The 12696-nt window shown below is 70.9% G+C and carries 12 protein-coding genes; 7 read left to right on the plus strand and 5 right to left on the minus strand.

The genetic code is table 11. The features are described from left to right. Together VGK78_RS14790 and radA are read right to left on the minus strand one after the other, a co-directional pair. Positions 1 to 1881, minus strand: a 1881-nt coding sequence (locus VGK78_RS14790) for a glycoside hydrolase family 15 protein (RefSeq protein ID WP_331528446.1), incomplete at its 3' end; no start/stop codon positions are given. 41 nt (positions 1882 to 1922) lie between these two features. Next, on the minus strand, positions 1923 to 3338 hold the full coding sequence (gene radA / locus VGK78_RS14795; RefSeq protein WP_331528448.1) for a DNA repair protein RadA: 1416 nt from the start codon (positions 3336 to 3338) through the stop codon (positions 1923 to 1925). Between the two features lie 175 nt (positions 3339 to 3513). On the opposite strand from radA, the gene VGK78_RS14800 reads away from it, so the two are divergent. After that, positions 3514 to 4545, plus strand: coding sequence for a LacI family DNA-binding transcriptional regulator (locus VGK78_RS14800; RefSeq protein WP_331528449.1), 1032 nt, complete (start codon positions 3514 to 3516; stop codon positions 4543 to 4545). A gap of 105 nt (positions 4546 to 4650) precedes the next feature. Here the strand turns inward: VGK78_RS14800 and VGK78_RS14805 are convergent, their stop codons facing one another. The 3 genes from VGK78_RS14805 to VGK78_RS14815 form a co-directional block, all read right to left on the minus strand. Beyond that, complete coding sequence (locus VGK78_RS14805) at positions 4651 to 5340, minus strand: class I SAM-dependent methyltransferase (protein ID WP_331528450.1); 690 nt, start codon at positions 5338 to 5340, stop codon at positions 4651 to 4653. 2 nt (positions 5341 to 5342) lie between these two features. Further along, a complete protein-coding gene (locus VGK78_RS14810) occupies positions 5343 to 5981 on the minus strand; it encodes a VOC family protein (RefSeq protein ID WP_331528451.1) in 639 nt (212 codons plus the stop codon). A 90-nt stretch (positions 5982 to 6071) separates the two neighbouring features. After that, the gene (locus VGK78_RS14815) at positions 6072 to 6854 is read right to left on the minus strand and encodes a hypothetical protein (protein ID WP_331528452.1); all 783 of its coding nucleotides are present in this window, start codon (positions 6852 to 6854) and stop codon (positions 6072 to 6074) included. Positions 6855 to 6939: 85 nt separating this feature from the next. Here VGK78_RS14815 and VGK78_RS14820 point away from each other — a divergent pair, with 85 nt between their 5' ends. The 6 genes from VGK78_RS14820 (at position 6940) to VGK78_RS14845 (ending at position 12695) form a co-directional block, all read left to right on the plus strand. After that, on the plus strand, positions 6940 to 7713 hold the full coding sequence (locus VGK78_RS14820; protein WP_414690694.1) for a sugar phosphate isomerase/epimerase family protein: 774 nt from the start codon (positions 6940 to 6942) through the stop codon (positions 7711 to 7713). A 30-nt stretch (positions 7714 to 7743) separates the two neighbouring features. After that, positions 7744 to 8358, plus strand: a complete 615-nt coding sequence (locus VGK78_RS14825; protein ID WP_331528454.1) for a TetR/AcrR family transcriptional regulator — start codon at positions 7744 to 7746, stop codon at positions 8356 to 8358. A gap of 164 nt (positions 8359 to 8522) precedes the next feature. Next, positions 8523 to 9701 (plus strand): ABC transporter substrate-binding protein, encoded by a 1179-nt coding sequence (locus VGK78_RS14830; RefSeq protein ID WP_331528455.1) that lies wholly within the window; start codon positions 8523 to 8525, stop codon positions 9699 to 9701. Further along, entirely contained in the window at positions 9698 to 10645 is a 948-nt protein-coding gene (locus VGK78_RS14835; protein WP_331528456.1) for an ABC transporter permease, read from the plus strand. The genes VGK78_RS14830 and VGK78_RS14835 overlap by 4 nt, the downstream gene beginning before the upstream one ends. Positions 10646 to 10655: 10 nt before the next feature. Continuing rightward, positions 10656 to 11594 (plus strand): ABC transporter permease, encoded by a 939-nt coding sequence (locus tag VGK78_RS14840; protein WP_331528457.1) that lies wholly within the window; start codon positions 10656 to 10658, stop codon positions 11592 to 11594. A gap of 3 nt (positions 11595 to 11597) precedes the next feature. Further along, on the plus strand, positions 11598 to 12695 hold the full coding sequence (locus VGK78_RS14845) for an ABC transporter ATP-binding protein (RefSeq protein ID WP_331528458.1): 1098 nt from the start codon (positions 11598 to 11600) through the stop codon (positions 12693 to 12695). Position 12696: the final 1 nt, after the last annotated feature.

Below are 12696 nucleotides of genomic sequence, written 5' to 3' on the forward strand. Positions count from 1 at the left end.
ATGGAGAACGGCGTTGATCAGGGCGAGATGGGTGAAGGCCTGCGGGAAGTTGCCCAGATGGTGACCGCTATGGGGGTCGATCTCCTCCCCGTAGAGCTCCAGCGGTCCGGCGAACGAGAGCAGCTTGGCGCACAGCTGGCGCGCGAGGTGGTGCTCGCCGATCTCGCACAGCGCCGAGACCAGCCAGAACGAGCAGATCGTGAACGTCCCCTCCTCGCCGCTGAACCCGTCGTCGGTCTCCTCGACCTTGTAGCGCAGGACGAGGCCGTCGACGGTGAGCTCGTCGCGGATCGCCATCACCGTGGCCCGGATCCGTGGGTCGTCGGGCGGCAGGAACTGCAGCAGCGGCGCGAGCAGCAGGGACGCGTCCAGCGACGTACTGCCGTAGTACTGGGTGAGAACGCCGCGCTCGTCGACTCCGTGGTCGAGGATGTCCTGCTTGATCTCGTCGGCGGCGAGCTCCCACTCCGCGGCCTTGCCGTCGTCGCCGTTCATCCGGGCGAGCCTGGCGCCGCGGTCGACGGCGACCCAGCACATGATCTTCGACGACGTGAAGTGCTTCGGCTCGCCGCGCACCTCCCAGATGCCGGCGTCGGGCTCGCGCCAGTGCTTGAGCGCCTCGGTCACCTGGGTGTCGAGGATCGGCCAGATCCGGTTGTCCAGGTGGTCGGCGGCGCGGGAGTGCAGGTAGACGGAGTCGAGCAGGGCACCCCAGACGTCGTGCTGGCGCTGGGAGTACGCCGCATTGCCGACGCGCACCGGCCGGGAGTTGGCGTAGCCGGGCAGGTGGTCGAGCTCGTACTCCACCAGCTCCCGCTCGCCGCCGATGCCGTACATGATCTGCAGGTCCTGGTCGCAGCCGGCCATGTCTGCGATGAACTCGAAGAAGTCCACCGCCTCCCAGTCGAGCCCGAGGGAGTACATCGCCCACAGGGCGAACGTCGCGTCGCGGATCCAGGCGTAGCGGTAGTCGTAGTTGCGGTTGCCGCCGGGCGTCTCGGGGAGCGAGGTCGTGCCGGCCGCGGTCACCGCGCCGGTCGGTGAGTAGGTCAGCCCCTTGAGGGTCAGCGCGCTGCGCTGCAGGTAGCTGCGCCACGGATGGTCGGGGAACCGGCCTCGGGCCAGCCAGTGCTGCCAGTGGTGAGCGGTCCAGACCAGCCGCTTGTAGGCGTCGTCGTACGTCGTCGGCGGCTCGGCGCCGCCCCACGACAGCGCGACGAACCGTACGTCGCCCTCCTTGAGCAGCGTCCGCGATCCGGCGTGACCGCCCTCGAAGCCGAGCAGCATGTCGGTGGTCAGGGTCAACCGGACGTCGGCGTCGTCGGTGGAGCCCTGTGCCGCCGACGGAGCGGTGGCCACGCCCTGGTGGTAGCTCTCGCCGGTGTACTCCCAGCCGGCCAGGCCGCGGCCGTAGTCGAAGACCGGCTCGCAGTCCATCACCGTCTGCACCTCGCCCGAGACGCAGCGGATGGTGCGCAGCAGGATGTGCTCGGCCTCGTAGTCGTTCGGCGTGCGACGGTAGGTCACCGAGCGGTCGGCCTTGTGGTGCCACGGGCCGATCAGGAGCACGTCGCGGATGATGATCCAGCCGGTCTGGGTGCCCCAGCTGGTCTCGAGGATCATCGTGCCGGGCAGGTAGCGGCGGCTCGCCGGCACGCTCACGTCGAGCGGCGCGATCCGGAACTTGCCGGCCCGTGCCCCGAGGATCGACCCGAAAACGCTCGGGGCGTCGAAGCGTGGCACGCACATCCACACGACCGAGCCGTCCGGCGCCAGCAGCGCCGACACCTCGCCGTCGCTGAGGAAGCCGTGGTCGCCGATCGGCACGGCCCGGCTCCGGCCGATCGCGTCGGTCAGGGCGTCTGCGGCTTCGGCGGACATACCGGCAGGATCGACCGGCGCCCCCGGGATGCGCAAGCGAGTCAGTCGGCCTCGCGCGAGTTGGTACGCCGCGCGCCCAGCACGCCGAGGGTGGCCAGCGCGCTGCGGAGGTCGGCCACCTCGACCACGGTCATCCCGTCGACCGTGCGCTGCCCGGGCCGGGCGCTGCGGTCGCCGACCGGCACCACCGCGACCCTGAACCCGAGCCGGCCCGCCTCGGCGATGCGCTGCGGCAGGTCGCGCGCCTTGCGCACCTCGCCGGCCAGGCTGATCTCCCCGAGGGCCACCACGCCCTGCGGCGGCGCGGACCCGGTCGCTGCCGTCGCGAGCGCCACGGCGATCGCGAGGTCGCCGGCCGGCTCGGTCACCCGCGCTCCGCCGACCGTCGAGGCGAAGACGTCCTGGGTCGCGAGGCCGAGTCCGCAGTGCTGCTGGAGGACGGCGAGGATCATCGCGACCCGCGCCGAGTCGAGCCCCGACGTCGTACGCCGTGGCCGCTCCTGGGGGCTGTGGGTGACCAGGGCCTGCACCTCGGCCAGCATCGGCCGGCGTCCCTCCATCGTGACCGCGACGCAGGTGCCCGGGACCCTCGCCAGGTGGTTCTCCACGAAGAGGCCCGTCGGATCGGTGACCGCGGTGATGCCGTCGGAGCCGAGGTCGAAGCAGCCGACCTCGTCGACCGGGCCGAACCGGTTCTTCATGGCGCGGACCATCCGGAACCGCGAGTTGCGGTCGCCCTCGAAGTGCAGCACCACGTCGACGACGTGCTCGAGCACGCGGGGGCCGGCGATCGAACCGTCCTTGGTGACGTGGCCGACGATGATCGTGGTGATGTTGCGGGTCTTCGCGACCCGGATCAGCGCGGCCGCGACCTCCTTGACCTGGGTGACCCCGCCGGGCACGCCGTCGACGCCGGAGGCCCCGATGGTCTGGATCGAGTCGACGACCAGCACCTCGGGCCGGACCTGCTCGACGTGGGTGAGGACCGCGCCGAGGTCGGTCTCGGCGGCGAGGTAGAGCTCGTCGTGCACCCCGCCGGTGCGGTCGGCGCGCAGCCGCACCTGGGACGCCGATTCCTCCCCGGTGACGTAGAGCGTGCGGCGGTGGTAGCGCGAGGTCTGCGCCGCGACCTCGAGCAGGAGTGTGCTCTTGCCCACGCCGGGCTCACCGGCGAGCAGGATCGCGGCTCCGGGCACGAGCCCGCCCCCGAGCACCCGGTCGAGCTCGGGGACGCCGCTGCTGCGGAACGTCGACGCCTCGACCGAGACCTGCCCGATGGGCACGGCCGCCTCGGTGACCGGGCCGGCCCCTGCCCTTGTGGCGCGCGGCGCCGTGCGGGTCATCAGCGCCTCGGCCACCGACCCCCAGGCCTGGCACTCGCCACAGCGGCCGACCCATTTCGCGGAGGTCCAGCCGCACTCGGAGCACTGGTAGGACGGGCGCGGGGTCTTCGACATGGCGGGAACGCTAGACAGCGCCGCCGACAACGTGCGTGCGACGCGCGCGAGGCCTGTGGACAACAGGCCTGGACGCCGACCGGAACCCACGCCGTACCCCTGCGGGTGTGGCGGCGTCCGGACCGGAGGACGGACGGTATCCTCGCCATTGGATCGATCAAGAGGGAGGGCTGCAGTGGCGTGGTCCGGGCGACTGTCGCTGACGCCGCCGACCCTCGCCGACGTGGCCGAGCGGGCAGGCGTCTCGCGGCAGACCGTCTCCAACGCCGTGAACAACCCCGAGCTGCTCCGGCCCGACACCCTGGCCCGGGTGCAGGACGCGATCGAGGAGCTGGGCTACTCGCCCAACCGGGCGGCGCGCAACCTGCGCACCCGCGCGTCACACCTGATCGGGCTGAAGTTCAACCAGGCGCAGGAGGGCACCGCCAACGCCGCGATGGACCGGTTCGTGCACTCGGTGGTCGAGACCGCGGGGGAGAGCGGCTACCACATCCTGCTGTTCGCCGGGACCACCGACGACCCGCTCGGGGGGTACGACGACCTCCTCCGCTCGACCGCCGTCGACGCGTTCATCGTCACCGATACCTACCTCGGAAACCCGCAGGCCGCCTGGCTGACCTCGCGGCGCGCGCCGTTCGTGGCCTTCGGTCGTCCCTGGGACAACCCCGAGGCGACCCATGCGTGGGTCGACGTCGACGGTGCCGCCGGCGCCGAGCTGGCCACGAACCACCTGCTCGACAAGGGCCACACCCGGATCGCCTGGATCGGCTGGCGCAAGGACTCCTTCATCGGCGAGGACCGGCGCTCGGGCTGGACCCGGGCCATGCACGCGCGTGACCTGCCCACCACGGGCCTGGCGTCGCGGGTCGAGGACACCGTCGCCTCCGGTCGTGAGGCGGCCTCGGTGCTGCTCGACGAGGCCCGTCCGTCGGCGTTCGTGTGCGCCTCCGACACGCTGGCGATGGGGGTGCTGCACGCCCTCGGCGACCGCGGCATCCACTGGGGCCAGGACATCGCGGTCGTCGGCTTCGACGACTCCCAGGTCGCCCAGGTCGTGCCGGGTGGCCTGACGTCGGTCCGCCAGCCGCTGGAGGAGGTGGCCGTCGAGCTGGTGAAGGCGCTCGAGGGGCTGCTCTCCACACCCCCCGTCGCCGGCCCCGGGGTCCTGCTCTCCCCGACCCTCGCCGTCCGGCTGAGCTCGGGATAGGGGCGGTCGGTTTCCCCGGTACACCGGGGATCCATGACGTTCCCGGCCGAAACTTTCCCCCAGAACGTCAGCGTTCCCCGGTGTACCGGGGAAACCGCCGGGCGCTCAGAACCTGCGCCACCAGAGGTTGGCCGCGTAGTCGACGGTGGTCCCGGAGTGCTCGGCCAGGATCGCCTCGGCCACCTCGGGGGTGAACTCGATCCGGACTACCGCTTCGAGGTCCGCTCGGTCGTCGAAGCGCCAGTCGATGTCCAGCGGCACCCGGCTCCAGCCCTGCAGGGACCAGAAGCGCTCGACGGCGGCCGGGTCGACCCCGGGATACCCCCGGCGGAACCACCGGCCGAACGTCGAGCGCGTCGCGTCGTTGTCGATCACGAACGCCGTGCCACCACGACGTACGACTCTCGCCAGCTCGCGCAGACCCGGCTCGCACCCCGGCCCGAAGAAGTACGCCCACCGCGCGTGCGCCACGTCCACCGACGCATCGGGCAGCGGCACCGCTTGGGCGGTGCCACCCAACAGCGTCACGTTCGACAGGGAGCGGGCACGCCGAGCAGCCAGCCGCAGCAGCGCCGGGTGCGGCTCGACGCCGTACACGCGGGCGGCGGACGAGGCGAAGCGGGGCAGATGGAAGCCCGACCCACAGCCGAGGTCCAGCACCTCGCGGCCCGACCAGGATGCGACCGACGACATGGCCTGCTCGATGAGACCGTCACGGTCGACCGCGCGGTTCTCGATCTCGTACGTCGCGGGGTGCTCCCAGATGTTCGGGCTGGGGACGGCACCCCACTCCACGGTCAGACGCGCACCAACCCGCTCGGGGTCTGGAACTGTGCGGCGATGATCCCGGGCGTGCCGTGCGGGGCGACCCACTCGACCTTCACGTCCTCCAGCGGTGCCTCGACGGTCTCGCCGAGCCACTCGCTGACCCGCTGCGGGTCGCCGGCGATCTCGAGGCAGGCCAGCGACCAGTCGTCCACGCCACCGGTCGACGGGTGCAGCCCGTCGGGGCTCAGCCACTGCACGAAGAACGGCAGCTGCGGGTCTGCGATCAGGCCGTTGACACCGATCTGCTTCCACAGCAGCTCGGTGCCGTCGGGACGGCGCCGGTTGCCGGCGACCGACTGGCGGCCGAGCCGCAGCTCGACCGACCCGATGTCATCGACCGCGACCACCCAGCCGAGCCAGCCGCCGCCGAGGGCCGAACGGGCCCGCACGGCCTGGCCGAACGGCGCCTTGTCGGAGGCCGGGTGGTCGAGCACCTCGACCACCTCGAGGTAGGTGTGGTCGGCCAGCGGCAGGACCATGTTGCGGGTCCCGAACCGGGGGTGGATGCCGCCCTCGACGAAGTTCCGGCCGAGCAACCCCCCGATGCGCTGGGCGGTGCCGGCGAGGCCGTCCGGGCCGGCGGCGTAGCTGAGATGGTCCAGGCGCATGCCGAGCATTCTGCGCCACCGGGTACGCCGTTTCGGACAGGGGGTCGGGTTCTCTCGACGTCGAGACGTGATAGGGAGGGGCGGTTCCGGCTAGCGCCGGATCGAACGGTCCTCGCGCGGGTCGGCCGGATGGATCGCCAGCCGGTCGCGCGTTGCCAGGTGTCGCTCGCAGTGCGTGACCAGCTCGTCGTACGCCGGACCACCCATCAGCTCGACGAGCTCCGCCTCGTTGGTGACGTAGAGCGGTTCCCGCGCCACGTGCGCCTCGGTGTTGCCGGAGCAGTACCAGTCGAGGTCGTGACCGCCGGGGCCCCAGCCGCGGCGGTCGTACTCGCCGATCGTCACCTCGGTGTACGACGTGTCGTCCGGCCGCTCGACCTTGCGGAACGTCCGGCGGATCGGCAGCTGCCAGCACACGTCGGGCTTGGTCTCCAGCGGGTTGCGGCCCTGCTGTAGCGCCAGCGAGTGGAGCGCGCACCCCGCACCCGTCGCGAAGTCCTGGCGGTTGTGGAAGATGCACGCCGACTGCCCGTCGTGCTCGACGACCTTCGTCTTCCGCTCACCGTCGGCGTCCTTCTCGACCCAGTCGGACTTCCGGACGCTGCCCCCCGGATGGAACTGCCAGAGGTCCGGGCCGAGCTCCTCGACGTACGCCGCGACCCGCTTCTCGTCGGCCTTGTCCGAGAAGTGCGCCCCGAGGGCGCAGCACCCCACGTCGGGGGCGTCGGCGTAGATGCCGCGGCAGCCCTGGCCGAAGATGCAGGTGTAGCGCGACGTCAGCCAGGTGAGGTCGCATCGGAACACCTGGTCCGCGTCGGCCGGGTCGACGAACTCGACGAAGGCGCGCGGAAAGACCAGATCGACCTCGGGCACCGCACCAGCGTAGGCGCGCAGAGGTGGCGTAATAGATTCGGGCCATGTGCCTGGACCAGCTCTCGGGCGAGGGAGAGTCGTGAGCCTGGTCGCCCTCTCGACCGCGTCTGTGTATCCGGAGTCCAGCGCGCACGCGTTCAGCTACGCCAAGTCACTGGGGTATGACGCCGTCGAGGTGATGGTCGGCATCGACGCGCTCAGCCAGCAGACCGCCGCGGTCAAGCAGCTCTCGGACCACCACGACCTCCCGGTCTGCGCCGTGCACTCGCCCTGCCTGCTGTTCACCCAGCGGGTCTGGGGCACCGACCCGTGGGGGAAGCTCGAGCGCTCGGCGGAGATGGCCCACGCGGTCGGTGCCGACGTCGTGGTCGTCCACCCGCCCTTCCGCTGGCAGCGCGAGTACGCCGCGGGGTTCGTCGACGGCATCGCGGCTCTGGAGGAGTCGACCGGGCTGGCGTTCGCCGTCGAGAACATGTACCCGTGGCGCGCCTCGGCCCGTCGTGGCGTCGAGATGTACCTGCCGGGCTGGGACCCGTCGGAGGAGAACTACGCCAACGCGACCGTCGACCTCTCCCACGCCGCGATCGCGCAGAGCTCGCCGGTCGAGATGGCGCGGCGGCTCGGACACCGGCTGCGGCACGTGCACCTCACCGACGGCTCGGGCTCTGCCAAGGACGAGCATCTCGTGCCCGGCCGGGGAGCGATGGACGCGGCCGGGTTCCTGCGCCACCTGGCGGGCTCGGGCTTCACCGGCCACCTGGTGCTGGAGATCAACACCCGCCGGGCCGCGACCCGTGACGACCGCGAGATCGACCTGCGCGAGTCGCTGGCCTTCGCCCGGAAGCACTTCCGCCCCTGATCCGCTCGGACCTCGGCGTAGCCTTCGCGCATGCCGACCCCGCGCGCCACACGTCGCGGTCGGCGTCCGGGAGCACCGGACACGAGAGCCACGATCCTGACCGCGGCGCGGTCCGCCTTCGCGGAGAAGGGCCTCGCTGGTACGACGATCCGGGCGGTTGCCGCGGCCGCCGGCGTGGACGCCGCGCTGGTGCATCACTACTTCGGCACCAAGGACGACCTGTTCCTGGCCGCGATGGAGCTGCCGGTCGACCCTCGTCAGGTGATCGGACCGGCGCTGGCCGGCGGGGCGGAGGGCGCCGGCGAGCGGCTCATGCGCGTCATCCTGTCGTTGTGGGACGACCCCGCGATCTCACCGTCCCTGGTGGGGATCGTCCGCTCGACGATGCAGCCCGGGGGAGAGCGGCTGCTCACCCAGGGCTTCGTGCCGGTGGTGCTGATGCCGGCCGGGGAGGCGCTCGGGATCGACCGCCCCCAGCTGCGGATGCCGCTCGTGATCAGCCAGGTCGCCGGGCTCATCCTCACCCGCTACGTGATCGGGCTCGAGCCGATCGCGTCCATGCCGGCCGAGACCGTGGTGGCGGCGTACGCCCCGGTGATCCAGCACTACCTCACCGGAGACCTCGGAATCCGCGGCGAGCGTTGAGATTTGCCCCGGAATCGTGTCCGAACTGACGTCTGGAGACACGTTCACGGAGTGTTCCCGCCGGGTCCCCCCGGGCGTAGTCTGCCCGCACCAAGATTCGCTGTGGTCGAGCAGCGAGGCCATTTCCAAGGCTCGGACCGGTCGAGAGACGGAGTACCACCACGATGCAGATACCACCTCGTACCCGCCTCGCGGGGACAGCGGCACTGGCAGCGATCGGGCTGGCCCTCGCTGCGTGCGGCAGCAACAACAGCTCCTCGCCCACCGCCTCCGGTAGCTCCGGCGGCACGACCGACTGGGCCACGGTCCAGTCCGTCGAGGCGGGTGGCGGGATGGACGCGCTGGTCGCGGCCGCGCAGAAGGAAGGCACGCTGAACACGATCGCGCTGCCGCCGTCCTGGGCCAACTACGGCGAGATCCTCGCGACGTTCAAGCAGAAGTACGGCATCAAGATCAACAACGAGAACCCCGACGGCTCCAGCGGCGACGAGATCAACGCCCTGAAGTCGACCAAGGGGCAGTCCAGCGCTCCCGACGTCGTCGACATCGGCAACTCCTATGCGCTCTCGGCCGCCCAGGACGGCCTCTTCGCGCCGTACAAGGTCGCGACGTGGGACGACATCCCCGACGGCCAGAAGGACCCGGGTGGCCTGTGGACCTCCGACTACGGCGGCTACATCTCGATCGGCTGCAACGTGACCAAGGTGAAGACCTGCCCGAAGACGATCGCCGACCTCGACAACCCGGCGTACAAGAACATGGTCGCGCTGAACGGTGACCCGACCAGCTCCAACTCCGCCTTCCAGGGCGTGTGGGCACTGGCGCTCGCCAACGGCGGCTCCGCCGACGACATCCAGCCCGGGATCGACTTCATCAAGAAGCTCAACGGCGAGGGCATCTTCAACAAGACCCAGGTGACGCCGGCGACGGTGGCGTCCGGGGCGACGCCGATCGTGATCGACTGGGACTACCTGAACGTCGCGGTGGCGCCCGAGCTCGCCAAGAAGGGCCAGAAGTGGGAGGTCAACGACCCGGCCGACGGCCTGGTCTCCGCGTACTACTCCCAGGCGATCAGCCGGAACGCACCGCACCCGGCCGCGGCCCGGCTGTGGGAGGAGTTCCTGTACAGCCAGGCGGCCGACGGCGGCCAGAACCTCTGGCTGAAGGGCTACGCCCGTCCGATCGAGCTCGTGGCGATGCAGGACAACAACTCGGTGGACAAGGCGGCCCTCGCCAAGGTGCCGCCCGTCAACGACACCAACCCGTTCGTCCCGACGCAGGCCCAGGTGACCAAGGCGACGGCCACCGTCACCAAGAACTGGTCCGCGGCGGTAGCCGGGTGACCAACACTCTCGAGACCGGCGGGACCGGGCATTCCCGGGCCCGCCGGTTCTCACTGGCGTGGCTCGGGCTGACGCCGTTCTTCGCGTACGTCGCGCTGGTGTTCCTGGTGCCGATCGGGTTCATCCTGTTCGAGGCCTTCCGGCGTACGACGACCTCCGGGGTCACCCGCGACCCCGTCACCCAACAGTTCGTCAAGCACACCGAGACCTCGTTCACGTTCGCCAACGTCCACGACTCGCTCCAGGGCATCTACCGCACCTCGCTGGTGACCAGCGTCAAGCTGTCCGCGATCACGGCGGTGATCGGTGCCGTGCTCGGGATGCTGCTCGCCGCGGCCGTGGTCAACAGCTCCAGCGCGTTCCTGCGCCAGGTCGTGACCTCGGCGGCAGCGGTCACCGCCAACTTCGGCGGCATCCCGCTGGCGTTCCTGTTCATCGCCACCCTCGACGCCAACTCCGGCGTCGCGACCACGTTCCTGCAGGACCACTTCGGCCTCTCGCTGCAGGACGACCTGCATCTCCAGCTCCCCGAGCTGTCCGGGCTGTGCCTGGTCTACCTCTACTTCCTGGTCCCGCTGATGGTGCTGGTGATGGCGCCCGCCCTGGAGGGGCTGAAACCCCAGTGGGCCGAGGCCGCCGAGAACCTCGGCGCCAGCCGCTGGACCTACTGGCGGCTGGTGGCCGCCCCGGTCCTGCTGCCCAGCTTCCTGGGCGCGGTGCTGCTGCTGTTCTGCTCGGCGTTCTCCGCCTACGCCACGGCGTACGCGATCAACGCGTCGTTCCCGCTGATCACCATCCGCATCAACGCCGTCCTCTCCGGCAACGTCCTGGCCGGGCAGGAGAACCTCGGCGCCGCGCTCGCCCTGCTGATGATCGTCTTCGTGCTGCCGCTGACGGTGATCTACCAGCTGCTCCAGCGCCGCACGAGCAGGTGGCTGGCATGAGGTGTGTCCCGTGACGACCGGTATCGGCGGCATCGCCGGGGCGCCCGACCTCGCCGCGGCCCCGACCACCCCGGAGACGGGTCCGTCAGCGGCGGCGCGCCGGAGCCGGAACGCCAGGTACGGACGCTGGCTGATCCTGCTGGTCGCGGCGATCTACTTCCTCGGCCCGCTGGTGGCGGCCATCGCGTTCACGCTGAAGGGCGACAACGGCGGGATCAGCTTCGCGGCGTACGGCGACATCTTCACCACCTCGAACGGCCAGACGGGCCTCGGCGGGGCACTGCTGTACTCACTGCTGATCGCCGCGGTCTCGATCGTGATCACTCTCGCCCTGATGCTGCCGACGCAGCTCCTCGTGCACCTGCGGCTGCCCGCCTGGCGGCCGCTCGTGGAGACGCTGACCCTGCTGCCGCTGGTGTTCCCACCGATCGTCCTCGTGGTCGGCGTCAGCGACGTCTACGCCTGGGCCGCTCCGCCGACGAACGCCGCGGCCGGCACCCAGGAGAGCTTCGTCTTCCACATCCTGAAGTTCCTGCGCGAGGACAGCCATCCACTGCTGCTCGCCCTGCTCTACGTGATCCTGGCGATGCCCTTCACCTTCCGCGCGCTCGACTCCGGGATCCGCGCGATCGACGCGCAGACCCTGGTCGAGGCCGCGCGCAACCTGGGTGCCGGCTGGAGCACGGTGCTGTTCCGGGTGCTGATGCCGTGCCTGCGGACGGCTCTGGTCAATGCCGCCTTCCTGTGCTTCGCCCTGGTGATGGGGGAGTTCACGATCTCCTCGGTCCTCCTCTACACCAAGCCGTTCCCGGTCTGGCTGGCGCAGCTGCCGACCACGTCGGGGCAGGTCCAGGCCGCGGTCTCGGTGTTCAGCCTGTTGCTGGTCGAAGTGATCTTGTTGGTGCTGGGCGCGCTCAACGTGCGCGGCCCGGCGGGTCGGAAGGAGTGAGACGTGTCCAGTCTCCCCGTCACCACGCCGCTGTCGGAGTCGTCGTTCGCGACCCAACGCGGCGCCACCGTCGAGTACCGCGGCGTACGCCGGGTGTTCGGCGCGACCTCGGCGCTCGACGGGCTCGACCTCAAGATCGAGCCCGGTGAGCTGCTGGCGTTGCTCGGCCCCTCGGGCTGCGGCAAGACCACGGCGCTGCGGCTGCTCGCGGGGTTCGACACGCCGACCGCGGGTGACGTCCTGGTCGACGACAAGGACGTCTCGCACACGCCGGCGAACAAGCGCGACATGGGCATGGTCTTCCAGTCCTACAGCCTCTTCCCGACCATGTCGGCGATCGACAACGTCGGCTTCGGACTGCGCATGCGTGGTCAGGGCACGCGCGACCGGCGTGACCGCGCCGGCGAGCTGCTGGACCTGGTCGGCCTGTCCGAGCACGCGAAGAAGTACCCCCACCAGCTCTCGGGCGGGCAGCAGCAGCGGGTCGCGCTGGCGCGCGCTCTCGCCGTACGGCCGCGCGTCCTGCTGCTCGACGAACCCCTGTCGGCGTTGGACGCCAAGGTCCGCGAGCAGCTGCGCGACGAGATCCGGCGCATCCAGCTGGAGCTCGGCGTGACCACGGTGTTCGTCACCCACGACCAGGAGGAGGCGCTGTCGATGGCCGACCGCGTCGGGGTGATGCGCGCCGGGAAGCTGGAGCAGTGCGACGCGCCCGCCGTCCTCTACGACCGCCCGGCGACGCCGTTCGTGGCGGAGTTCGTGGGCACGATGAACCACATCCCGGGTCGCACCGAGGAGGGCGGCCGGGTGCGCGTGCTCGGTCAGGTGCTACCGAGCGACGCGGAGGGCGCGGTCCCGCCGGCCGGGGTCGAGGTCGACGTCCTCGTGCGTCCCGAGGCCGTGGTCCTGCATCCGGCTCCGGACGGTGACGCGGTGGTGATGGTGTCGACGTTCCGGGGCTCGAGCGTCCGGATCCGGCTCGCCCTGCGTGACGGTAGCGAGCTGCTCGCCGACGTCGCCTCGCACCGGGCCGGCGAGCTCGCTGCCGGCACGCACGTGTCGCTGTCGCTCCTCGACCGACCGGTCCTCCTCGCGACCTGAC

Source organism: Nocardioides sp. (assembly GCF_036503465.1).
In the GTDB taxonomy this organism is placed as follows: domain Bacteria; phylum Actinomycetota; class Actinomycetes; order Propionibacteriales; family Nocardioidaceae; genus Nocardioides.